This is a genomic window from Candidatus Arthromitus sp. SFB-rat-Yit, assembly GCF_000283555.1.
Classification (GTDB): domain Bacteria; phylum Bacillota; class Clostridia; order Clostridiales; family Clostridiaceae; genus Dwaynesavagella.
Genome location: NC_016012.1, coordinates 693,516 through 716,736, shown reverse-complemented (window position 1 = coordinate 716,736; position 23,221 = coordinate 693,516). Strand labels below are relative to the sequence as shown.

Annotated in this window: 20 protein-coding genes and 1 pseudogene; 1 reads left to right on the top strand and 20 read right to left on the bottom strand. The window is 29.3% G+C overall.

From position 1 onward, the window contains the following. Positions 1-35: 35 nt before the first annotated feature. The 11 genes and pseudogenes from RATSFB_RS03360 to hcp all read right to left on the bottom strand — a co-directional run bounded on the left by RATSFB_RS03360 (position 36) and on the right by hcp (position 11,509). Positions 36-2,153, bottom strand: a complete 2,118-nt coding sequence (locus tag RATSFB_RS03360) for a polyribonucleotide nucleotidyltransferase (RefSeq protein ID WP_014094641.1) — start codon at positions 2,151-2,153, stop codon at positions 36-38. A 72-nt stretch (positions 2,154-2,225) separates the two neighbouring features. Then, positions 2,226-2,489, bottom strand: a complete 264-nt coding sequence (rpsO, locus tag RATSFB_RS03355; RefSeq protein WP_044035644.1) for a 30S ribosomal protein S15 — start codon at positions 2,487-2,489, stop codon at positions 2,226-2,228. 102 nt (positions 2,490-2,591) lie between these two features. Then, entirely contained in the window at positions 2,592-3,515 is a 924-nt protein-coding gene (locus RATSFB_RS03350; RefSeq protein ID WP_014094639.1) for a bifunctional riboflavin kinase/FAD synthetase, read from the bottom strand. Positions 3,516-3,520: 5 nt separating this feature from the next. Continuing rightward, the gene (gene truB, locus RATSFB_RS03345) at positions 3,521-4,402 is read right to left on the bottom strand and encodes a tRNA pseudouridine(55) synthase TruB (RefSeq protein WP_014094638.1); all 882 of its coding nucleotides are present in this window, start codon (positions 4,400-4,402) and stop codon (positions 3,521-3,523) included. Beyond that, positions 4,399-5,358, bottom strand: a complete 960-nt coding sequence (locus tag RATSFB_RS03340) for a DHH family phosphoesterase (RefSeq protein WP_014094637.1) — start codon at positions 5,356-5,358, stop codon at positions 4,399-4,401. The genes truB and RATSFB_RS03340 overlap by 4 nt, the downstream gene beginning before the upstream one ends. Continuing rightward, positions 5,351-5,707, bottom strand: coding sequence for a 30S ribosome-binding factor RbfA (gene rbfA, locus RATSFB_RS03335; RefSeq protein WP_014094636.1), 357 nt, complete (start codon positions 5,705-5,707; stop codon positions 5,351-5,353). The genes RATSFB_RS03340 and rbfA overlap by 8 nt, the downstream gene beginning before the upstream one ends. Positions 5,708-5,728: 21 nt before the next feature. Beyond that, complete coding sequence (gene infB / locus RATSFB_RS03330) at positions 5,729-7,867, bottom strand: translation initiation factor IF-2 (protein WP_014094635.1); 2,139 nt, start codon at positions 7,865-7,867, stop codon at positions 5,729-5,731. Between the two features lie 25 nt (positions 7,868-7,892). Further along, the gene (rnpM, locus tag RATSFB_RS03325) at positions 7,893-8,162 is read right to left on the bottom strand and encodes an RNase P modulator RnpM (protein WP_014094634.1); all 270 of its coding nucleotides are present in this window, start codon (positions 8,160-8,162) and stop codon (positions 7,893-7,895) included. Further along, entirely contained in the window at positions 8,152-9,297 is a 1,146-nt protein-coding gene (nusA, locus tag RATSFB_RS03320) for a transcription termination factor NusA (protein ID WP_014094633.1), read from the bottom strand. Before nusA ends, rnpM begins: the two co-directional genes overlap by 11 nt. Before the next feature lie 10 nt (positions 9,298-9,307). Further along, positions 9,308-9,769 (bottom strand): ribosome maturation factor RimP, encoded by a 462-nt coding sequence (rimP, locus tag RATSFB_RS03315; protein ID WP_014094632.1) that lies wholly within the window; start codon positions 9,767-9,769, stop codon positions 9,308-9,310. 151 nt (positions 9,770-9,920) lie between these two features. After that, positions 9,921-11,509 (bottom strand): annotated as a pseudogene (gene hcp, locus RATSFB_RS03310) (hydroxylamine reductase). 59 nt (positions 11,510-11,568) lie between these two features. Between hcp and RATSFB_RS03305 the strand changes: the two are divergent. Next, positions 11,569-12,279 carry a Crp/Fnr family transcriptional regulator gene (locus tag RATSFB_RS03305; RefSeq protein ID WP_242821424.1) on the top strand — a complete coding sequence of 237 codons (711 nt, stop codon included), beginning with the start codon at positions 11,569-11,571 and terminating at the stop codon, positions 12,277-12,279. Here RATSFB_RS03305 and RATSFB_RS03300 read toward each other — a convergent pair. The 9 genes from RATSFB_RS03300 to rpsB all read right to left on the bottom strand — a co-directional run bounded on the left by RATSFB_RS03300 (position 12,265) and on the right by rpsB (position 23,186). Beyond that, positions 12,265-16,461 (bottom strand): PolC-type DNA polymerase III, encoded by a 4,197-nt coding sequence (locus RATSFB_RS03300; protein ID WP_014094630.1) that lies wholly within the window; start codon positions 16,459-16,461, stop codon positions 12,265-12,267. The two genes, RATSFB_RS03305 and RATSFB_RS03300, sit on opposite strands and share 15 nt — an antisense overlap. Before the next feature lie 51 nt (positions 16,462-16,512). Further along, on the bottom strand, positions 16,513-17,562 hold the full coding sequence (gene ispG / locus RATSFB_RS03295) for a flavodoxin-dependent (E)-4-hydroxy-3-methylbut-2-enyl-diphosphate synthase (RefSeq protein ID WP_014094629.1): 1,050 nt from the start codon (positions 17,560-17,562) through the stop codon (positions 16,513-16,515). Between the two features lie 28 nt (positions 17,563-17,590). After that, positions 17,591-18,631 carry an RIP metalloprotease RseP gene (gene rseP, locus RATSFB_RS03290; protein ID WP_014094628.1) on the bottom strand — a complete coding sequence of 347 codons (1,041 nt, stop codon included), beginning with the start codon at positions 18,629-18,631 and terminating at the stop codon, positions 17,591-17,593. A gap of 11 nt (positions 18,632-18,642) precedes the next feature. Beyond that, positions 18,643-19,428: a phosphatidate cytidylyltransferase gene (locus RATSFB_RS03285; RefSeq protein WP_014094627.1), complete on the bottom strand. Its 786-nt coding sequence runs from the start codon at positions 19,426-19,428 to the stop codon at positions 18,643-18,645. Beyond that, positions 19,418-20,143 carry an isoprenyl transferase gene (locus RATSFB_RS03280; RefSeq protein ID WP_014094626.1) on the bottom strand — a complete coding sequence of 242 codons (726 nt, stop codon included), beginning with the start codon at positions 20,141-20,143 and terminating at the stop codon, positions 19,418-19,420. Before RATSFB_RS03280 ends, RATSFB_RS03285 begins: the two co-directional genes overlap by 11 nt. 16 nt (positions 20,144-20,159) lie before the next feature. After that, positions 20,160-20,717 (bottom strand): ribosome recycling factor, encoded by a 558-nt coding sequence (gene frr, locus RATSFB_RS03275; protein ID WP_014094625.1) that lies wholly within the window; start codon positions 20,715-20,717, stop codon positions 20,160-20,162. Between the two features lie 14 nt (positions 20,718-20,731). Further along, positions 20,732-21,439 carry a UMP kinase gene (gene pyrH, locus RATSFB_RS03270; RefSeq protein WP_014094624.1) on the bottom strand — a complete coding sequence of 236 codons (708 nt, stop codon included), beginning with the start codon at positions 21,437-21,439 and terminating at the stop codon, positions 20,732-20,734. 77 nt (positions 21,440-21,516) lie between these two features. Continuing rightward, the gene (tsf, locus tag RATSFB_RS03265) at positions 21,517-22,446 is read right to left on the bottom strand and encodes a translation elongation factor Ts (protein WP_014094623.1); all 930 of its coding nucleotides are present in this window, start codon (positions 22,444-22,446) and stop codon (positions 21,517-21,519) included. Between the two features lie 14 nt (positions 22,447-22,460). Then, on the bottom strand, positions 22,461-23,186 hold the full coding sequence (rpsB, locus tag RATSFB_RS03260) for a 30S ribosomal protein S2 (protein ID WP_014094622.1): 726 nt from the start codon (positions 23,184-23,186) through the stop codon (positions 22,461-22,463). Positions 23,187-23,221: the final 35 nt, after the last annotated feature.

The window sequence follows — 23,221 nt, the reverse complement described above, 5'->3', positions numbered from 1 at the left end:
CTTGCTTTCTTATAAAATTATTCTGTTTTATAGTCCTAATTATCTTTTTGTTCCTGCTTATTGTCATCCAAAACATCTTTTCTAGATAAGTTAATTCTTCCATGTGAATCAATATCAATTACCTTAACTAATATTTCATCTCCAACAGAAACAGCATCCTCAATTTTATTAAACTTTTTGTTGGAAAGCTTAGAAATATGAACTAATCCTTCTTTACCATTAAAAATATCAACAAAAGCACCGAAATTTGTTATCTTAACAACTTTTCCAAAATAAACTTCTCCAACCTTAATCTCTTTTGTAATAATCTCTATTTGATTTAATGCGTAATTAATCTTATTGATATCATAATCCGAAATAAATATACGTCCATCATCCTCTATATGTATCGCCTGCTTCTTAAGATTAGCATCAGAAATAATTTTATTTATAACTTTACCACCAATACCTATTACATCTCTTATCTTATCTGGATCAATTTTTATAAGTTTAGTCTTAGGTGCATATTCAGACAACTCATTTCTATGCTTAGGAATACATTTATTTATCTTATCCAAAATTTCAAGTCTAGCCTTCTTAGCTGAATCCAAACTTTTTTTAATACAATCCCACGATAATCCTTTTATCTTTGTATCAACTTGTATAGCTGTTATTCCCTTTTCTGTTCCTGCAACTTTAAAATCCATATCGCCAAAGAAATCTTCTACCCCTTGTATATCGGTCAAAATTTCTTCTCTTGTTAAATCATCATTAGTAAACAATCCAATTGCTATACCCGCAGCTGGTCTTTTTATTGGAACTCCTGCATCAAGCAATGCAAGTGTACTTCCACAAACAGAAGCTTGTGATGTTGAACCATTCGAGCTTAAAACTTCAGATACTAAACGTATAGTATATGGGAACTCTTCTGTTGGAGGTATTAATGGCTCAAGTGCTTTCTCTGCCAACGCTCCATGTCCTATCTCACGTCTTCCTGGCCCTCTAAGTGGCTTAACTTCTCCAACGCTATATGATGGAAAATTATAATGATGCATATATCTTTTATATTCCTCTTCTCCAATTCCATCAATAATTTGAACATCAGCAAGCGGTCCAAGTGTGGCTATAGTTAATACTTGAGTAAGTCCCCGTGTGAATAATCCTGTTCCATGAGTTCTAGGAAGTATAGATACATCACATGATATAGGTCTTATTTCATCAAAATTTCTCCCATCTGGTCTTCTCTTTTCGTCTAATACCATTTTTCTAACGATTTCTTTTTGAATATTGTAAACAACATAATTCACATCCATCATGTTGTCTGGATATATTTCTTTAAAATGATCACTAATTACATTCTTAAGATCACCCATTATTTCTGCTCTTTCAATTTTATCAGTTGTATACATAACGTCTTTAATCTTATCGTAGCAAAATTCATACACTTCTTTTGATAATTCATCCGAAGCTGAATAAAGTTCAGGCTCAAGCTTATCTCTTCCATATTTTTTGACAGCATCTAATTGAAACTTGATTAATTCTTGACAAGCATCAAACCCAAACTTTATTGCGTTATACATAATATCTTCTGATATTTCACATCCACCAGCTTCAATCATTATAACTCTTTCTCTAGTTGCACATACTGTTAAATTCAACTTAGTTTCTTCTCTTTGTTTAGATGTTGGATTTATCACAAACTTTCCATCAACTAAGCCAACCATAACTGCTCCAACAGGATCAGTATACGGAATATTAGAAATACACAACGCCAATGAGGCTGCATTAATAGCTAATATTTCTGGTAAATTATCATTTTCAACAGACATAACTGTACAAACTACCTGAACATCATTCCTATATCCTTTAGGAAATAATGGTCTTAATGGTCTATCAATAGCTCTTCCATTTAATATAGCTTGAGTAGATGGTTTACCTTCTCTTTTTATAAATCCACCTGGAATTTTACCAACCGAATATAATCTTTCCTCATATTCAACACTCAATGGAAAAAAATCTATACCTTCTCTCGGTTTTTCAGAGGCATTAGCATTAACAAGTACACATGTATCTCCATAACTTACAATAATTGAAGTATTTGATAACATGCCCAAATCTCCAATTTTAAGAGATAACTTTCTACCTTCAAATATGGTTTCTAAAGTATTCAGCACTAAACATTTCCTCCTTCTTTGTTTTATATAAATTTAAGAGCGGATAAAAAACCGCTCTTACTACAAAATAATTTACCTTCTAATTCCTAAATCTTTAATCAGGCTTCTATATTTATCAATATCTTGTTTCATTATATAGTTCAACAATCCTCTTCTCTTACCTACCATAATAAGTAAACCTCTTCTTGAGTGATGGTCTTTTTTATGTACTTTTAAATGCTCTGTTAATTCAGAAATTCTTTTTGTAAGTAAAGCTATTTGAACCTCAGCAGATCCCGTATCCTTTTCATGTCTAGAATATTGTTTAATTACTTCTTGCTTTTTCTCTTTATTTATCATAAAATTATCCTCCTATAAATCGCCCAAAACCAAGTTATAGTTTCTAGAACTAAAACCTAGTTCAAGGTTTGCATACCTTAAGTATAACAAATATTATATTCATTTTAAATATTTTTTTATTATATTTATAGTGTCTATTTTATCCTTTTCAAGTTGATCTATAAGTGCATGTACATCCGAAAACAAAGTTTCGTTACGCAATTTTTTTATAAAATTAACTTTAATTTTTTGATTATATAGGTCACCTTCAAAATCTAATATGAAAGTTTCAATGGAAATATATTTGTTCCTAAATGTAGGATTATATCCTATATTTGTCATAGATGCATACTTACACCCATTAAATTCCGTTATAGTTGAATACACACCATTTTGTGGTATACAAAATTTAGCATCATATTTTAAATTTGCAGTTGGAAAACCTAATTTTCTACCAAGTTGTTTTCCACGAATAACTTCACCTGTAATGCTAAAGAATCTACCTAAAAAATCATTAGCTTTTTCAATATCGCCATATTTAATATAAGATCGTATCTTTGTACTACTTATCTTTTTGTTGTATAAATTCAAAAGTTCAATAATATCTACATCAAAACCAAATTCTTTGCTAAGCTCACTAAGATATTGAATGTTTCCCACATTATTATATCCAAATCTAAAATTAAATCCACATACAATCTTTTTCATCCCATAATTATTGACCAAATATTTTACAAATTGTTTTGGGGGAATATTTTTAACTTCCAAAAAATCATAAAGCCCTAAATAATCCACTCCCATTTCTTTAAATATTCGAATTTTTTCATTCAAGGGTGTCAATATTCTAGGAACATTATTAGGATTTAAAAATGACATAGGATGTTGTCTAAAAGTTATAACCATACTTTTACAGTAATTTTTTTTAGCATCTTGAATGACTTTGTTTATTATCTTTTGGTGAACACTATGTACTCCATCAAAATTCCCAATACATAAAACAGTACTATCATTTATTTTTTCATTAACTGAATCAATTATTTTCATAACTATTACCTTTGATTTAAAAATTTAGTAACACTTAAAGAAAGCATATTTCGCTCACAAACACCTACCAAACTCCCCTTAACATAAAGCAAATACAATCCTTCAGCAATTTCATTTATATAATTTGGATTTTTAACAGAAACTCCATTTGTCAAAAGTTTTATAGCAGTGGGGTCATTTATTTCAATTTTGGGATAATCGAGAACATCATCAATAGGTATCAAATTTTTTTTGATTTTATCATCATCTATAGTTTCAAAATCTAACGCCGTATCCTTTTTAAACTTTCCGCTCTCCAATCTTTCTAAAAAAGTCATAGTCCCATATGTACCCATTTTATCTGCAATATCTTTACATAAACTTCTTATGTAAGTACCCTTAGAACATTTAACAATAAAAGAACATTCATTATTCTTTTCATCAATAACAATATCCTTTATAAAATAGATTGATATTTTTCGAGCTTTAAGTTTAAATTCAATTCCATTTCTCGCAAGTTCATACGCTCTTTTCCCATTAATCTTTAAAGCAGAATAATTCGGTGGAACCTGTTCTTGTGTTCCAACAAAATTTTCTATAATACTTAACAATTTATTTTTATCTAGCCTAAATTCCAAATCCCTTTTTACTATACTTCCTTCACAATCATATGTATCTGTTAAAATTCCAAATTTTATTTTAACACTATAAACTTTATCTTTATTAATCAAATATTCGCTTATTTTAGTAGCATTACCAATACAGATTGGTAACACACCACAAGCTAATAAATCTAAAGTTCCAGTATGACCAACTTTTTTTGTGTTTAACAACTTCTTGATTTTTATTACGATGTAATTTGAAGTAACATTTTGAGGTTTATAAACATTTATAACTCCACACATCATTTTAAAAGATTCCTAAACTCCTCAACCAACATTCTTTCTATAACATCTCTCTTCAAATCAGTAACAAATGCAGATGCTTTAATATGTCCACCACCGCCAAATTTTTTAGCTATTTCACAAACATTTATACACCCTTTACTTCTCAAACTAACTTTGTGTTTACCATTAAAATCTTTAATTAAAATACTCACTCTAACTCCATCAATAGTTAATCCATAACTTACAATATCATTTGTTTGTTCATCTGTGGAGTTTGATTTATTTAGCATATCATTTGTTACATGTATAACACATATTTGATTGTCAACTAACTTCAATTCATTATAAACCAATCCTAAAAGCTTAACTTTTGAAAATGTTTTATATAAAAATAATTGCTCATATGTATTCCAAAAATCAAACTTAGTCGCAACCAATTCACCAACTATATTAAAAGTTTTTTGCGATGTAGATTCAAATCTTAAACCACCAGTATCAGTCATTATAGATGTGTAAATGCATTTTGCAATATTTTGGTCTATTTCGATCCCTAAATTTTTTATAATATCAAATACAATTTCTCCAGTAGAACTAGCATCGCCTTGCACAAAATTATAAGTACAATACATATCATTGCTAATATGATGATCAATTCCAAGCGTTGTAGTCTTGTCGAAATCCACTTCACACGAAACCCTTTCGACATTGCCACAATCTAAAATTATTAAAAGATCAATATCCGAAGTTACGAAATAATTCATCCCATCTATTTCGTTAATTGATGGTAAAAATCTTAAATTGATAGTATTAGTTAAATTATCTTTAGAGAAAATCGTTACATTTTTATTTAATTTTTTTAATGCAAAATATAAGGACAACAAACTACCAACCGCATCTCCATCAGGTGATACATGATAGCTAAGTCCTATATTTTCGGAATCTTTAATTAAGGATTTGATATCATCAAATTTAATCATTATTAAAATCCTCTTTATTGGTTTTCTTCAATATTTCATCAATGTGAAAACTATACTCTATTGAGTTATCCATCTTTAGATCAATTTCAGGAATAAATCTGATTTTCACATTTCTAGCTATTGAATTTTTCATTTTACCAACAGACTTCTTTAAAATTTCAAATATTTCATTCCTATTCTTATCAAAAACACTTAGATAAACTTTTACAGTTTTAAGATCCGTAGCAGTATCAACTCTTGTTACAGTTATTAATCCTGTAATCCTTGAATCTCTCAAATCATTTTGTATGCAAGAACTTATCGCTTTCTTTATTTCCTCGTTAACTCTATCTATTCTAAACTTTCCCAAAATTTATCACCTCTATATTAATTAAAGGTCATTTCTTTTGAATTCCTTCATTTCAAATCCTTCAATTATATCTTCTTCCTTTATATCATTAAAATTTTCTATAGATAAACCGCACTCATATCCTTTATTAACTTCTTTTACATCATCTTTAAACCTTTTTAAAGATGACAACTTAGATTCAAAAATAACAACACCTTGACGCAAAATTCTTACATTACAGTTTCTCGTTAATTTACCATCTAAAACATAACAACCTGCAACTGTTCCAACATTAGATATTTTATATATTTGCCTTATTTCAACACGTCCAAGATATACTTCTTTAATATCCGGATCTAAAAGTCCAATCATAGCTGATTTTATATCGTCAAGAGCCTCATATATAAGTCTATATGTTCTTATATCCACCTTCTCTTTGTCAGCTAAAGAAAGAGCATTATTATCAGGTCTTACATTGAATCCAATTATTATAGCATTTGATGTACTAGCAAATATAATATCACTCTCATTAATTGCTCCCACTGCACTATGAATAACTTTAACTTTAATACTCTCTGACGATAGTTTTTCCAAAGATTGTTTTAATGCTTCTGAAGATCCTTGGACATCAGATTTAACTATTACGCTAAGCTCTTTTATTGTTCCATCTTTAATTTGACTATAAACAGTTTCTAGAGATACTTTTGAATTCTTCGTTTGGTTATCTTTAATTTGTTGCTTCCTATTATTTGAAATTTGTCTAGCAATCTTCTCATCTTTTACAAACTCAAATCTATCTCCAGCATCTGGAACTTCATTTAAGCCAAGAATAAGTACTGGAATTGATGGACCTGCTTCTTTTATTGCTATATCATTTTCATCATACATCGCTCTAATTTTACCATATGCATTACCAACAACAACACAATCTCCAATTCTAAGAGTTCCATCTTGAACAAGTAACGTTGCTAAAGGTCCACGTCCTTTATCGAGTCTAGATTCGATAACCGTGCCTTTTGGAGGTGAATTTTTATCTGAAGTTAATTCTTGTATATCTGCAGTTAATACAATCATTTCTAATAATTCTTCTATACCTTCTCCAGTTTTTGCAGAAACATTTACAAATACTGTATTGCCTCCCCAATCTTCAGCTACAATTTCATATTCAGTAAGTTCTTGTTTAACTTTATCAACATTTGCCTCAGGTTTATCAATTTTATTAACGGCAACTATTATTGGTACATTAGCAGATTTGCAATGATTTATAGCTTCAACTGTTTGAGGCATTATTCCGTCATCTGCTGCAACAACAAGGACAACTATATCTGTAACCTTAGCACCTCTAGCTCTCATTTGTGTGAAGGCTTCATGTCCTGGTGTGTCTATAAAAGTTATAATTTCATCCTTAACTTGAACTTTATAAGCTCCAATATGTTGAGTTATTCCACCAGCTTCTTTTTGTGATACATTTGTTTTTCTAATACAATCAAGTAAAGATGTTTTTCCGTGGTCTACATGACCCATTACAGTAATTATCGGAGGTCTTTTTGATAAATTTTCTGATTTAACTTCATTCAAATCATTCGTTAATTCATACTTATCATTATTTAAACTTTCTTCTTTTTGGATACATTCAACTTCATATTTGTCACAAAGTTTTTTTGCAACATCAAAATCTATCTCTTGATTTATCGAAACCATTAAACCCAAAAACATTAAATTTTTAATAACATCTGCTGTTGATTTATTGAGTTTTTGTGCGAGATCTTTAACACTTATAGTTCTACCAATCTCCAAAATCCCATCATTTACTTCACTATCACTCTCATAAGTTGTTACATTTTTCTTGTTTTTAAATGAGGATTGTTTTTTATTATTCTTATTCTTGTTTTTATTTTTCGAAGTTTGCTTATCAATTTGCTCAATTATAATGTCTTCGTACTCTTGAACAATATCATTTTTAAAAACATTTTCTTGTTCTTTGTTATACATATCATCTTCTAACTCAGAATCATTATCCTTTATCTCAAAATATTCTTTTATTAGCTCGCTATCCTCATCACTTAAAACACTCATATGATTTTTTACGTCTACATCAAATTCATCTTTAAGAATCGATATTAATTCTTTACTTGATTTATTTACAGCTTTCGCTAACTCATAAATTCGAACTTTGGACATAAAATCTACCTCCCTAATATAAATTCTAAATTTTTTCTAATTTCTTTTGTAATTCATTTATAATCTCTAGCGGAATTTCTATTTTTAAAGATCTACAAATCTTATTAAACTTAATACTTTTATCTAAACACTTTAAATTATCTTTACAAACATATACTCCTCTGCCATCCGCTTTACAAGTTTCATCGACTTTAATTGTTTTGTCAGGAGTCCTACATATTCTTATTAGTTCATATTTGTTACGTCGTTCATTGCATCCGATACATTTTCTAAGTAAAACTTCTTTATTTTTCATTAACTATTTCCTCTTGAATTATCTCCTCATTAACATCGACAATATTATTTCCATAAATCTCTTCCTCTTTTGCATTACTTTCATGTAAAGAATTTTCAACTTTTGATAATGCCTTTATATCTATCTTCCATCCAGTTAATTTAGCGGCCAACCTTACATTTTGCCCTTCCTTACCTATAGCTAAAGAAAGTTGGGAATCATCAACTATAACATCGGCTAATTTCTTTTCTGAGTCAAGCGAAATCTTATATATACTAGCGGGATTCAAGGCATTTGATATGTATACTTCAGGATCCTCACTCCATTTTATAATATCAATCTTTTCATTTTTAAGTTCATTAACAACATTTCTTACTCTAAGACCTTGCTCTCCAACACACGCTCCTACAGGATCAACCTCTTCCATATTAGAAAAAACTGACATTTTTGTTCTAGCACCCGCTTCACGAACAATATTTTTAATTTCAACGATACCTTCTTGTATTTCACTAACTTCCAATTCAAATAATTTTTTTACAAAATTTGGATCAGTTCTCGAAACATGAACTTGAGTTCCTTTTGGTGAATTAATAACCTCTGAAACATAAAGTTTTATTTTCTCATTCATCATAAATTTTTCTTTTGGAATTTTGTCACTTGTTCTTAAAATGGTTTCAATACGCCCTATATTTATAAATACATGATCTTTATCATTACGAAGAACTTTACCTGTTATAATTTGAAATTCTTTTTTCACATACTCCTTGTATAACAAATCACGTTCTGCTTCCTTAATCCTTTGAGTTACTACTTGCTTTGCAAGCGTAGCTGCAACACGTCCAAAGCTTTTTGGAGTAACCTCAACATCACATATATCTCCAATATTATAATAGGGACTTATTTTTTGAGCATCATCTAAAATAATTTCCAAAGAAGAATATCGAATCGATTCCACAATTAATTTCTGTGCAAAAACTTTTATTTCACCAGTAACTCTATTCATCGTTACTTTTACATTTTGAGAGGCTCCTTGATTAGCATAGTTTTTCTTATATGCTGCGATAAGAGCATCCTCTATTGTTGTGAAGATTAAATCTTCACTGATTCCTTTATCTTTAACTATAATTTTAAGTGCATCTATAAATTCTTTATTCATGGATATCCCCCTAAGATATTTCCTCTAAATTTATATTTTTTACCATATCAAGGTCAAATTCTAATTCTTTATCTTCAATTTTAATTTTAATACTACGATTACTTACATCAATTAGAGTTCCAATATATTTTTTATCTCCCTCAAAACTTTTAATCAATCTAACACAAACCCGCTCATTTATTACGTCCTTCATTTGATCTAGAGTATATAACTTTCTATTAATCCCAGGAGAAGACACTTCTAAAAAAAATTTATCCTTTATGTCGAGATCATCTATAATAAGATTGATAGTTTTCGCAACAATTTCACAATCTTTAATAGTGATTTTCTCGCTTATATCATTATGGTTAATCATCACCCTTAGATAATTGTGACCCAACTCATTCACATACTCAATATGATAAATTTTATATCCTATATCATTTATAGTGCTACTAATATTTTCTCTAATCAAGTTAACCAAACTATCCAAAACTACCTTCCTCTTTTATTATAAAAATTTTACATCGTAAAATACAGGGAGAGTAGGCATTAAGACCTACTCTCCCTCAAATAAATAATGTAAATAAACATCTTATTTTTGGATTATAGCACAATTATATTATCATTGCAACTATTAAATATTAGAACTGTATACACTTTAATATACTATTTAAGTCTTCTTCAACTGTAGAAATTAGTGTAATATTATATTTTTCAATAAGAACATTCAATATATTTTTTGAGATAAAAGCAGGTAAACTAGGACCAATAAAAATATTTTTAATATTTAGTGATAGCAATGTAAGTAAAATAGCCACAGCTTTTTGCTCATACCAGGATAATACTAATGTAATAGGCAAGTCATTCACATCACACTCAAGTGTCTGTGCTAAAGCTAATACAACTCGAATCGCTGAATAAGCATCATTGCATTGTCCCATATCCATAATCCTAGGTATTCCATTAATTTCACCAAGATCTAGATCATTGAAACGATATTTAGCACAACCCAACGTAAAAATAATAGTATCATCTGGAGTATTTTTAACAAAATCAGTATAATAGTTTCGTCCTATTTTAGCTCCGTCACATCCTCCAACTAAAAAAATATGTTTAATTACCCCAGATTTAACACCATTAATTACTTTATCTAAAATCGATAAAACAAATCCATGAGAAAAACCAGTACTTACTATACTTCCTCCATTAATACCTTTTATAATATATTCTTTATTATATCCTGCAAGTTCAAGCGATTTATCAATTACAGGTGTAAAATCTTTTTTATTATCAATATGTTTCATTCCAGGGTATGCCACGACATTTGTAGTGAAAACTCTATCATAATAACTATCTTTTACAGGCATAATACAATTTGTTGTAAATAAAATCGGTGCAGGTATATTTTCAAATTCTTTTTGTTGATTTTGCCATGCTGTACCAAAATTACCTTTTAAATAAGAATATTCTTTCAATTTTGGATATCCATGTGCTGGTAACATTTCTCCATGTGTATAAATGTTAATCCCTTTACCTTTTGTTTGTTCTAAAAGTAACTTCAAATCAAGTAAATCATGTCCACTAATTACTATAAACGGACCTTTCTCAATTGTTAGCGGAACAAGAGTAGGTTTTGGTATTCCATAACTTTCAGTATTGGCTCTATTAAACAAATCAATACACTTTAAATTAATCTTACCTGTTTCAATAACTAAATTAAATAATTCATTTGAACTTAAATCACTGAATAAGGCAATCATAGCTTTATAAAAAAATCTAATACTTTTCTATCTGTATATCCAAGCAAATAAGCATGATAAGTATATGCGGCCATCCCGCGAATACCAAACAAAATTAATGATTTTAAAGATCTAATATCTTCATCATCATTCCATACTGAAAATATATCAAAATTAAACTCAAATTTATTTCTAAAATTTTCTTGTAACAATGATTTTTTTATATTTTCAATCTCTTTAATTAAATTTTGAATAGATTCCTCATCAAAATTAACATTAGTTACTGTTGTAAATAATCCTTCTAATATCAAACGATCAATCTTATCTGTTTTTTTACAATCATTTACAATTTGTGATAATTCAATTAAATCTACTGTTAATTTATCTTGAATATTAGCTATATGATTTTGTTTCCCACATATACCTGATCTTCCAGTACATCCTTCTCCCATAGCTGTCTGCTCGCATTGAAAGCAAAACATTTCTTTCATAAAAATCCTCCATTAATTCTCATAATTAACTTGACTTTAAGTTTTCATTATACTACACTATGAAAAAATTTTTAGTTGTTAAAACAACGGGAGAAGAAAAAATGAAAAATTATTTATCTATACTAAAAGAATGTTTAATTTTTAAAGATATACAAGAAAATGACTTAAATTATGTACTTTCTTCTTTAAATGCAAAATTTTTAAATGTCAAAAAAGGCGTATCCATTTTAAATATGGAAGACAAACCTCAATATATTGGCATTGTTTTATCAGGAAGTGCCAATATTATTCAAGAAGACTATTGGGGAAAACGTACAATTTTTTCAGTATTACAAACAGGAGAAGTTTTTGCAGAATCATTTTCATACGCAGACGTAAACTCTCTTCCTATTTCAATAATAGCACGAGAAAATAGCAACATCTTATTAATTGACTGCAATAAACTTTTAACAATATATACATTCTCCTGCAAATTTCACAAAATTCTTATTCAGAATTTAGTTAAAATGCTTGCAAATAAAAACGTAACACTAACTCGCAAGATAAAGCATATAACACAAAAAAGCACACGAGAAAAAATATTATCTTATCTTTCTGAGTGTGCTATATTATTTAAAAACAATACTTTTAAAATACCATTCAATCGTCAAGAGTTAGCTGATTATTTATCAGTTGATAGAAGTGCTTTATCTAACATTTTATGTAAAATGAGGGATGAAGGACTTATTAAATTTCACAAAAATAAATTTGAACTTTTAAAAAATATCTAAATTCATAGATAATTGATTATTCTCTGGTAAATCCTTTATACATCCATGAGATTGAAGTGTCTCAATTACAGTTTTAGATACCTTTGCTCTATTTTTCAAATCTTGAATAGATATAAATTCACAAAACCTACTCGCATCGTATAAATTTTTTGAAGCAGTTAATCCAACGCCCTGCAATGCTTTAATAGGTGGGAGTATCCCGCCATCCTCTATTTTAAAATCATTATAATGCGATCTATACAAATCAACTTTATGAAATTTAATACCTCGTGAATATGCTTCTAACGCTATTTCAAGTATGGTTAAAAGTCCCTTATCTTTCTGAGTTAAATTATTTCCTAAAGCATTTAATTGACCAATCCTTTCTTTAATAAGATCTGCTCCATTACAAATTAAATCTGCATCAAACTCATCAGCTCTAACAGTACAATAAGCTGTATAATACTCAATAGGATAATAAACTTTATAATAAGCAATTCTAACAGCCATCATAACATAAGCCACAGCGTGACCTTTAGGGAACATATACTTAATTCTTCTGCAAGATTCAATATACCAAGATTCTATTTTATTTTCTGCCATTATCTCCTCATATTCTTGCGTTAAACCCTTACCTTTACGTACACTTTCCATAATATCAAATGCTTTTTTAGCCGGTAATCCCTTATAAACTAAATAAACCATTATGTCATCTCTTGTTGATATACAATCTTTCAAAGTTGTATATCCTTTCATAATAAATTCTTGTGCATTATTGATCCAAACATCAGTCCCATGTGATAAACCAGATATTCTCACAAGATCCGAAAATGTAGTTGGCTTTGTATCAAGTAACATCTGACGAACAAATTTAGTTCCAAATTCAGGAATCCCAAGCGTCCCAACAGAGCAATCTATATATCCACTATCCATATTAAGTGCAGATACCCCAGTAAATAAACTAAGAACTTTTTCATCATTCAATGGTATCTCTTGAGGATTTAATCCAGTCAAATCTTTAAGCATCTTAAGCATAGTAGGATCATCATGTCCAAGAATATCAAGTTTAAGCAAACGACCACTTATAGAATGGTAATCAAAATGTGTTGTTATTACATCAGCCTCAATATCATCCGCAGGATGTTGTATTGGTGTAAAATTAAAAATATCATTATCTTTAGGGACAACCATTATACCTCCTGGATGTTGACCGGTTGTTCTTTTAACTCCAGTTAGACCTTTAGACAATCTTTCAATCTCTGGCTGAGGTACAGTAATATTCATTTCCTCTAAATATTTTTTAACGTATCCATAGGCTGTTTTATCAGCTATAGTTCCAATAGTTCCAGCTCTAAAAACATAACCTTTACCAAATAATTCCTCAGTGTATTTATGTACCAATGGTTGATACTCTCCCGAAAAATTTAAATCAATATCTGGCTCTTTATCTCCGTCAAATCCCAAGAATGTTTCAAAAGGGATATCGAATCCATCCCTTAAATATTCAGTACCACACTTCACACAATTTTTAGGTGGCAAATCCACCCCTGCATTTACACTACCATCTGATATAAATTCTGTATGTTTACATTCTGAACAAACATAATGAGGTGGAAGTCCATTAACTTCCGTTATTCCACAAAATGTCGCAACAATTGAAGAACCAACAGACCCCCTTGATCCAACCAAATATCCATCATCTAATGACTTTTTAACAAGCTTATGTGCGATTAAATAAAGCACAGCATAACCATTTGATATAATTGAATTCAATTCCTTATCAAGTCGATCTTTTATTATTTGATGAAGATTTTCTCCATAAATAGAATGTGCCTTTTCATAAGTCATAGTTCTTATTTCATTATCTGCTCCATCTATTTTAGGAGGAAAAGTCCCATTTGGTATTGGCAAAATTTCATCAATCATATCATTGATTTTATTTGGATTTGAAATTATAATTTCATTTCTTATATCTTTTGGTAAAAACTTAAATTCTTCAAACATTTCATCCGTAGTTCTCAAATACAAACTTGTATCATCCAAATTAACCTTAAAATTCTGGCAAACCCTCAAAATATTTCTATAAATATTATCTTTCTTTTCTATGTAATGAGCATTTGAAACTCCAACAACTAACTTCCCATTATTTTTCCCCAAATTATAAATTTCAAAGACAATATCTTCAATTTCTTTATGATCTTTAAATCTCTCAGATTTAATTTGCTCAGTGCAATTAATAGGTGGAGAAACTTCAAAATAATCATAAAAATTTACCAAATTATCAATTCTATCCTTGTCCAAATAATCAGTAATCCCCTTAAATATTTCACCCTCCCTAAAAGATGAACCTATTAATATACCTTCCCGATGCTTTAATATCTCACTCTTTGGAATCCTTGATGTTTTGAAAAAATATTCCAAATGCCCTTTAGACACAAGCTTATATATATTTTTTAATCCCGTATAATCTTTTGCAAGCAATATAGCTTGATATGTAAAGAATTTTGATGTTCCTATGTTTTCTTTATACTCTTTATTCAAATCATCTAAACTCAAAATTTCCCGTGATTTTAAAATTTCAAAACATTTAATCAAAATGATCGCAGTTGCTCTAGCATCATCCACCGCCCTATGATGATTATCAAGAGGTATAGCCAAATGTTTCGCAACCACATTTAACCTATATCTCTTAAGTTCTGGAAACAAAAGTTTACATATGTCTATAGTATCAAGCAAAGAATTTTTAAAACTATATCCGAATTTATCACCATTTCGCCTAATAAATGACATATCAAAATCTATGTTGTGAGCAACAAGTACAGCTCCAGAACAAAAATCATAAAACTTTCCAATAATATCTTCAATAACAGGAGCAGATGCCACCATCTCATTGCTTATAGATGTAAGTTCTGTGATATTAAATGGTATGACTTTCTCTGGATTAACAAAAGTCGAAAACTCATCTATAATCTCTCCATTTTTAATTTTAACAGCACCAATCTCAATTATTTTTTCACTAACATTTGAAAACCCCGTAGTTTCAATATCAAAAACAACAAAAGTATCATTAATTGTCTTACAATCTGTATTATTAATAAGAGGTTTCAAATCATCAATCATATTAATTTCTATACCATAAATCGGTTTAACTCCAAATTTTTTAGATGCATCCATGATACTAGGATATGCTTGAACAACATTATGATCAGTGATCGCAACAGATTTATGCCCCCACTCTTTTAAAGTTTTAAATAGTTCATTAACATTAATTACAGAATCCATAGTACTAAGGTTTGTATGAGTATGTAGTTCAATACGCTTTTCTTCATAAACATCTTTACGCACAATCTTATTAATTGAATTAATATTATACGCAATAATAGCCAACTCATTTGTAAATCTATCTAACACAACCTCACCTTTAACTTTAATGTTAGAATCATTTTTTATTTTATCTAAGATCTCTCCATTATCTTTAGATTTCAAAAAATATTTTACATTTATAGATGAAGTATCATCATTAATATAAAAATTAAGAATTTCTTTACCCGTTCTAGTTGTTATAACTTTCTGATTAAAAACACATCCCTGAATAACTATATTTTTTTCAGGAATAGTAATTGAAGATATTTCAATTGCACTTTCAGAAATTTGTTTCCCAACAATAACGCAATCATCTGAATATTTAATCTGCCTCTCTTTACTCTTTAAAATATTTGAATCAGTTTGAACAAAATTAGTGCTCTTATCTTTAACAAAAACATCATCCTTAATTTTAATATGCTCTTTATGTTGAATTCCATGGATAATTTCTATCTTAACATCTATACCAAAAAAAGATTTTATAAAAGCTTCAAGTTCTAAATTCGTATTATTTTCATTAAACCTTCTTATTAAAAAATCGTTAGAAGAGGTAAAGATCAGCTTATCATCAACCGAATTAGGCATTACAGAGAAAATTGGATGTAACATTGGATTAGTAACTTTAACATATTCAAGAAATGATTCATAGCTATTATGTAAAAATCCATTTATCGACTTATCGTTAAAAATTTTTATCAAAATAATCTCATAATTAAAATTTCGGTCTACTTGACTTCTAAGCCTTGCCTTTAGACCTTCTTTATCAAAATCATCTTCATATTCAACATAAACCAAAACCCTTCTCGCATCTTCCCATACCTCTATTTTTAAAACTTTCATTCTTACCTCACTCACTTAAAATTTAAAAGAGAGGAATCAATTTTCCTCTCTTTATAAAGTATCTATTTCCTTTTTCAATTCTTCTAACAAATTTTCTTCTTTGACCTTTCTAAGTATTTCACCTTTTTTAAAAATTAATCCTTCACCATTTCCACCAGCAACTCCAATGTCTGCCTCTCTTGCTTCCCCTGGACCATTAACAGCACATCCCATTACTGCAATAGTTATATTTTTATCTATTTCCTTAGTCAATTGCTCAACTTTATTTGCTAAGTCTATAAGATTAAACTTTGTCCTTGAACAAGTTGGACAAGAAATCAAATTCACACCTTTATTATAAATGTTCAAAGATTTTAATATTTCTTTAGCGACCCTAATTTCATTCACAGGATCATCCGTTAAAGAAACCCTAATAGTATCACCTATACCATTATGCAATAAAGTACCAATACCAATACTTGACTTAACAGCTCCTGATAAAAATAAACCTGCCTCCGTAACACCCAAATGTAATGGATAATTAACCTCACTAGAAATTTTCTTATAAGATTCAATCATCATATCAACATCTGACGATTTAACTGAAATGACTATGTTTTTAAATCGAAATTTCTCTAACAAATCAACATTTTTCAAAACACTCTCAACTAATGCATCAGTTGTCTTTCTTCCATACTTACTAAGAATATCTTTCTGAAGTGAACCTCCATTAACGCCAATTCTTATTGGAATTCCATATTCATCACAAGCATTAACAACTTCTCGAACTTTATCTTCATTACCAATATTACCTGGATTTATTCTAACCTTGTCAATTCCATTTTTTATACAACCTAAAGCTATCTTATAATCAAATTGTATATCAGCCACTAAAGGAATGTTTGTATTCTTCTTAATTGTAGGGATACATTCTACCTCTTGATTATCAGTAACAGCAATTCTAACTATATCACATCCTTCTTTTTCCAAAGAATTAATTTGATTTATAGTCGCATTTATATCCTTAGTATTTGTATTAGTCATTGATTGAATTGCTATTGGATTACATCCACCGATTTTTATATTACCTATATTTACCTCATTTTTTAAAATTCTATCCAATTTAATCCCATTCCTTATCTAACAAAAATTATAAAGCTACAGGAAATAGTATATCTTTCAATGTTACAAAAATCATTAACAAAATTAACAATGTAAATCCAACAAAATTTATCTTCGCTAAAATCTCCTGCTTAATTCTCTTTTTAGAAACCAACTCTATTAAATTAATAACAAAAGCTCCACCATCTAAAGCTGGGAAAGGTATCAAGTTAAAAATTCCTAAATTCACACTAAGAAACGCTGTGAAATTTAACAATTGTTGAATTCCAGCCTTAGCTGCTTGACCCGAAACTTTAAAGATAGTAATTGGTCCACTCAAATCTTTAACAGATGCTTTACCTGTTATAAGCTGTCCTAGAGATGATATGACCTGTTTAATTTCTGATACGGTTTGCCTAAATCCATTAGCTACACCTTCAAAAAATCCAGGCTTTTCTACAATCTGTGGCTTAATACCAATAGTTAATGAATTATTTTCAATATTCGGAAAAACATCAAAATTAATTTTTTGACTATCCCTTATAACTCCTATATTAATCTTCTCTTTGTTCTCAACTGTTTGTAACTTAAATACAAACTCGTTCCAATTCAAAAACTTTTTAGAGTTTACAGATATTAATTTGTCTCCATTCTTCAATCCTGCAGTCTCAGCTGGACTTCCTGCGACAACCTCCCTTATAACCGTATCAGTGTATCCATTAAATGTACTAATTCCCCAAAAAATAAAAAACGCCAAAATAAAATTCATAATTGGTCCAGCTAAAATTATGGATATCTTTCTTAATGGACTTTTATATATGTAAGCTCTATCCTGACTAGTTCTATCAACTTCTTCATCAGAATCCTCATATTCTCCTAACATCTTAACATATCCACCAATAGGTAATAATCTTATAGAGTACATAGTTTCTTTGCCTTTAATTTTAAATAATAAAGGCCCCATTCCTATAGCAAACTCTTCAACTAAAACCCCATTCATTTTTGCTACAATAAAATGACCAAACTCATGCCCAATTATAAGAATACCAAAACTCACTGCAACCAAAAGTATTATAATTAAATTACTCATTTAATGCTCCTTTACATAAAAATTTGAGAATAAATAAATACAACAATAGATATGAACAATATGCTATCAAATCTATCTAATATACCACCATGCCCAGGAATTAAATTGCTAAAATCTTTAATGTCGGCAAACCTTTTTATTGATGACGCAACTAAATCTCCTATCTGTCCTATAATTCCTATTGTCAAACTTAACAAAACCAAATTAAGCATTGAGATATTCAATCTGTCCATAAAAACAACACCATAAGTCACAATAACTACAATGCAACTTACAACTCCAGCAATAAATCCTTCCACCGTTTTATTTGGACTTATTTTTTCAATTAGTTTATGCTTCCCAAAATTTTTGCCAACCATATATGCCATAGTATCTATTGTCCAAGCAGATAAAAAAATAATCCAAACTAAATAAATATTAATTTCATCTAATATAAAAATAAAACTAAATGGTATTACTATATAAAAAATAGCTATAAAATCAAGACTTATATCTATAATACTTCTCTTGTCATCTAACAAAAAGCATAGCAATATAGGTAGAAATAAAATTATTAAAATATCTATGTATTTAATTCCTAATATATAATATATTATTACAAAAAAAATAAGTAAACATTTATTAATCCTTAAATTTTTTTTTGTAAAAGCATTTGAAAATTCAATTAAAGATAAAATAGTTATAATAAATGTCACAGCTTTCAAACAAAAATTGCCCAAAATCAATGATATAATTATCGGAATAATTATTAATGATCCTATATATCTTTTGCTTATTTTTGAAAAATTAATTATCATCCTCTACCTTTCCAAAACGTCTTTTCCTTTTTTTAAAACTCTCTAAAGCATTATATAAATCAGTTTTTCCGAAATCTGGCCAAAACACATCTGTGTACCAAAATTCAGTGTAAGCACATTGCCACAATAAAAAATTACTTAATCTATATTCCCCGCTAGTACGAATTAATAAATCTGGATCTGGTATGTCATATGTATACAAATAGTCTGAAAATAATCTTTCATCAATATCATCAATATTCAATTTTAAATTCTTAACATCATTAGCTAAATTTTTAACAGCTCGTAATATCTCATTTCTACCACCATAATTTATTGCAAGGGTTAAAATCAATTTAAAATTATTTTTAGTTTTATCAACTGCAGATACTATTAACTTTCTGGTTTTATTTGGTAATCCACTAATATCACCAATAATATTTAATTTTATATTTTTATTCATCAGATCATCAATCTTCTCAGTTAAATATTTATTTAATAATAACATTAAATTACTAACTTCAAATGCTGGACGTTTCCAATTTTCTGTAGAAAATACGTACAGCGTTATGTATTTTATATTAAGATCCTTACATTGATCTATAAGTGTTTCTAAATTATCTACCCCAGCTTTATGTCCATCAGTCCTTGAGAGATTCCTCTTTTTTGCCCATCTTCCATTACCATCTAAAATTATCGCAATATGATTTGGAAGACCTTTCTGTTTTAAATTCAATTCTAATCGAACCTTCCTAAATTGACATTATTTCCTTCTCTTTATTAACAACTATTTCATCTATCTTTTTGACAAATTTATCTGTTTGTTTTTGTATTTCATCTTCTGCTTTTTTCAAATCATCTTCTGTTATTGATGATTCTTTCTTTAGCGATTTAACTTTATCATTTGCATCTCTTCTTAGAGATCTTAAAGCAACTTTTGATTCCTCAGCAATTTTTTTAACCTTTTTAGCTGTATTTTTTCTAGTTTCTTCTGTCATTTCAGGTATAGTTAATCTTATTAATGTTCCATCATTATTTGGCATCAATCCTAAATCTGATTTTAATATTGCTTTTTCAATATCTTTTAAAATGTTCTTTTCCCAAGGTTGAATCATTAATGTTCTTGGCTCTGGTGTAGAAATATTGGCAATCTGATTAATTTTTGTCATACTCCCATAATACTCAACTTCTATTCTATCAAGCATACTCGGATTAGCCCTCCCAACTCTAACAGAATTTAAATCCTCCAACAATACATCTATAGTTTTTAACATTTTTTCTTTTAATACGTCCATTATTTGACTAACCATCTTAAACACCTCACTTATTTACTTACAAATGTTCCTATTTTTTCACCTTTAACCGCCTTTAATATATTTCCTTCAATATCTAAATTAAAAACAATTATTGGTATATTATTATCCATGCATAATGATGTGGCAGTTGAATCCATAACCTGTAAATTGTTTTTCAAAATTTCTAAATAAGTTACTTCATTATATCTAATAGCATCATCATATTTCATAGGATCTTTATTATATATTCCATCTACTTTTTTCGCAAGAAGTATAACTTCTGCTTCAATTTCTGCTGCTCTTAATGCTGCCGCTGTATCTGTCGAAAAAAACGGATTGCCCGTCCCAGATGAAAATATAACAACCCTACCTTTTTCCAAATGTCTAACTGCCTTCCTTCTTATGTATGGCTCTGCTATTTGTTTTATTTCAAGAGCACTCAACACTCTTGTAATAACACCATACTCTTCTAAAGAATCCTGTAAAGCCAATGAATTTATACACGTAGCTAGCATACCCATATGATCAGCTGTAGTTCTATCCATACCACGACCTGCTCTACCTCTCCATATATTTCCACCTCCGACGACTATACCTACTTCCAATCCATTATCCGTAAGTTCTTTTATTTCTCTAGCAATTCTTCTACATATTTCAAAATCTATTCCAAATCCTATCTTTCCCGAAAGTGCTTCACCAGACAATTTTAACAAAACTCTTTTAAAATTATATTTCATTTTTTCCCCCGTACAATTTATATAAATTTTAAAAAAAGAGAACAATGCAAAACATGTTCTCTTCTACAAAACAAATCTTATTTATCACCTTTATTAATTTGCTTTTGAACTTCTTCAGCAAAATTCTCTTCAGCCTTTTCTATACCTTCCCCTTTTTCAAAACGTGAGAAACGTATAATTTGAATTTTTGATCCTAACTCCTTAGATTTATTTTCAATAAATTTCGTAACTGTTAAATCTGGATCTTTAACAAAACTTTGTTCAAGTAAACAAATTTCTTGGTAATACTTCTTGATTCTTCCTTCAACCATTTTTTCAACTACTTGCTCTGGTTTTCCTTCATTCAAAGCTTGAGTTTTTAAAATTTGACGCTCTTTTTCAACAACCGATTGATCAACGCTATCAATATTTAAAAATAAAGGATTAGCGGCAGCTATTTGCATGCAAATATCTTTAGCTACTTTTAAAACTTCTTCACCCTTATTCTCGCTTTTCAACTCAACCATAACACCTATTTTACCATCACCATGGATATAAGTATTAACTACTCCTTCATTAGTTGAATAATTAACAGCTCTCCTTAACGATATGTTTTCGCCAAGTTTAGACACCAAACCAACAATAGCATCTTTAACTGTAGCAAACTCTGAACTGAATTTGTAATCCAAAGTTTCAATTGTTTGAACATCTTCACATTGATTTTCAGAGGCTATTTCACAAATCTCTTTAGATAATTGTACAAATAGTGGATTAATAGCTACGAAGTCTGTTTCACAATTCAACTCAACCAAAGTTCCTTTTGAGGAATCTGCATTAACATAAGAAGAAACAACTCCCTCAGCTGCAACTCTACCAGCCTTTTTAGCTGCTGATGCTAACCCTTTTTCTCTTAAAACATCTACAGCTTTACTAAGATCACCATTTGTTTCAGATAAAGCCTTCTTGCAATCCATCATTCCAGCTCCAGTTAACTCTCTTAACTCTTTAACTAATTGTGCAGTTACCATTACAATTCCTCCCTTTAAGCTTCTTGACTTTCTTGAACTTCTTCTACAACATCTATGCCCTGTCTTCCTTCAACAACAGCATCAGCTATTTTACTAGTTATTAATTTTACAGCTCTTATAGCATCATCATTTCCTGGGATAGGAAAATCTATTTCATCAGGATCACAATTTGTATCTACAACTGAAACAATTGGAATTCCTAATTTCTTGGCTTCATAAACAGCATTTCTTTCCTTTTTAGGATCTATTATAAACATTGCTCCAATGTTATTAGCATTTAAATTTTTCATTCCACCTAGGTTTCTCTCTAATTTTTCTATTTCAGCACGGAGTTTTACAACTTCTTTCTTTAACATCAAAGAAAATGTCCCATCTTCCTCCATTGCCTTTAGAGTTTCAAGACGTTTGATTCTATCTCTAATAGTTCTAAAATTAGTTAGCATTCCACCTAACCATCTATGATTAACATAGTGCATTCCTACTCTTGCAGCTTCTTCTCCTATTGTTTCTTGAGCCTGTTTTTTAGTTCCAACAAATAAAATGTCTTTTCCCTCAGCAGACAAACTTCTTACAAACTCATACGCTTCCTCTAATTTCTTAACAGTTTTCTGTAAATCTATTATGTATATTCCATTTCTTTCTGCAAAAATAAATTTTCTCATTTTAGGATTCCATCTTCTTGTTTGATGTCCAAAGTGAACCCCAGCTTCTAATAATTGTTTCATTGAAATAATTGACATTAAAAAATCCTCCATTTGGTTAAATCTTCCACCAC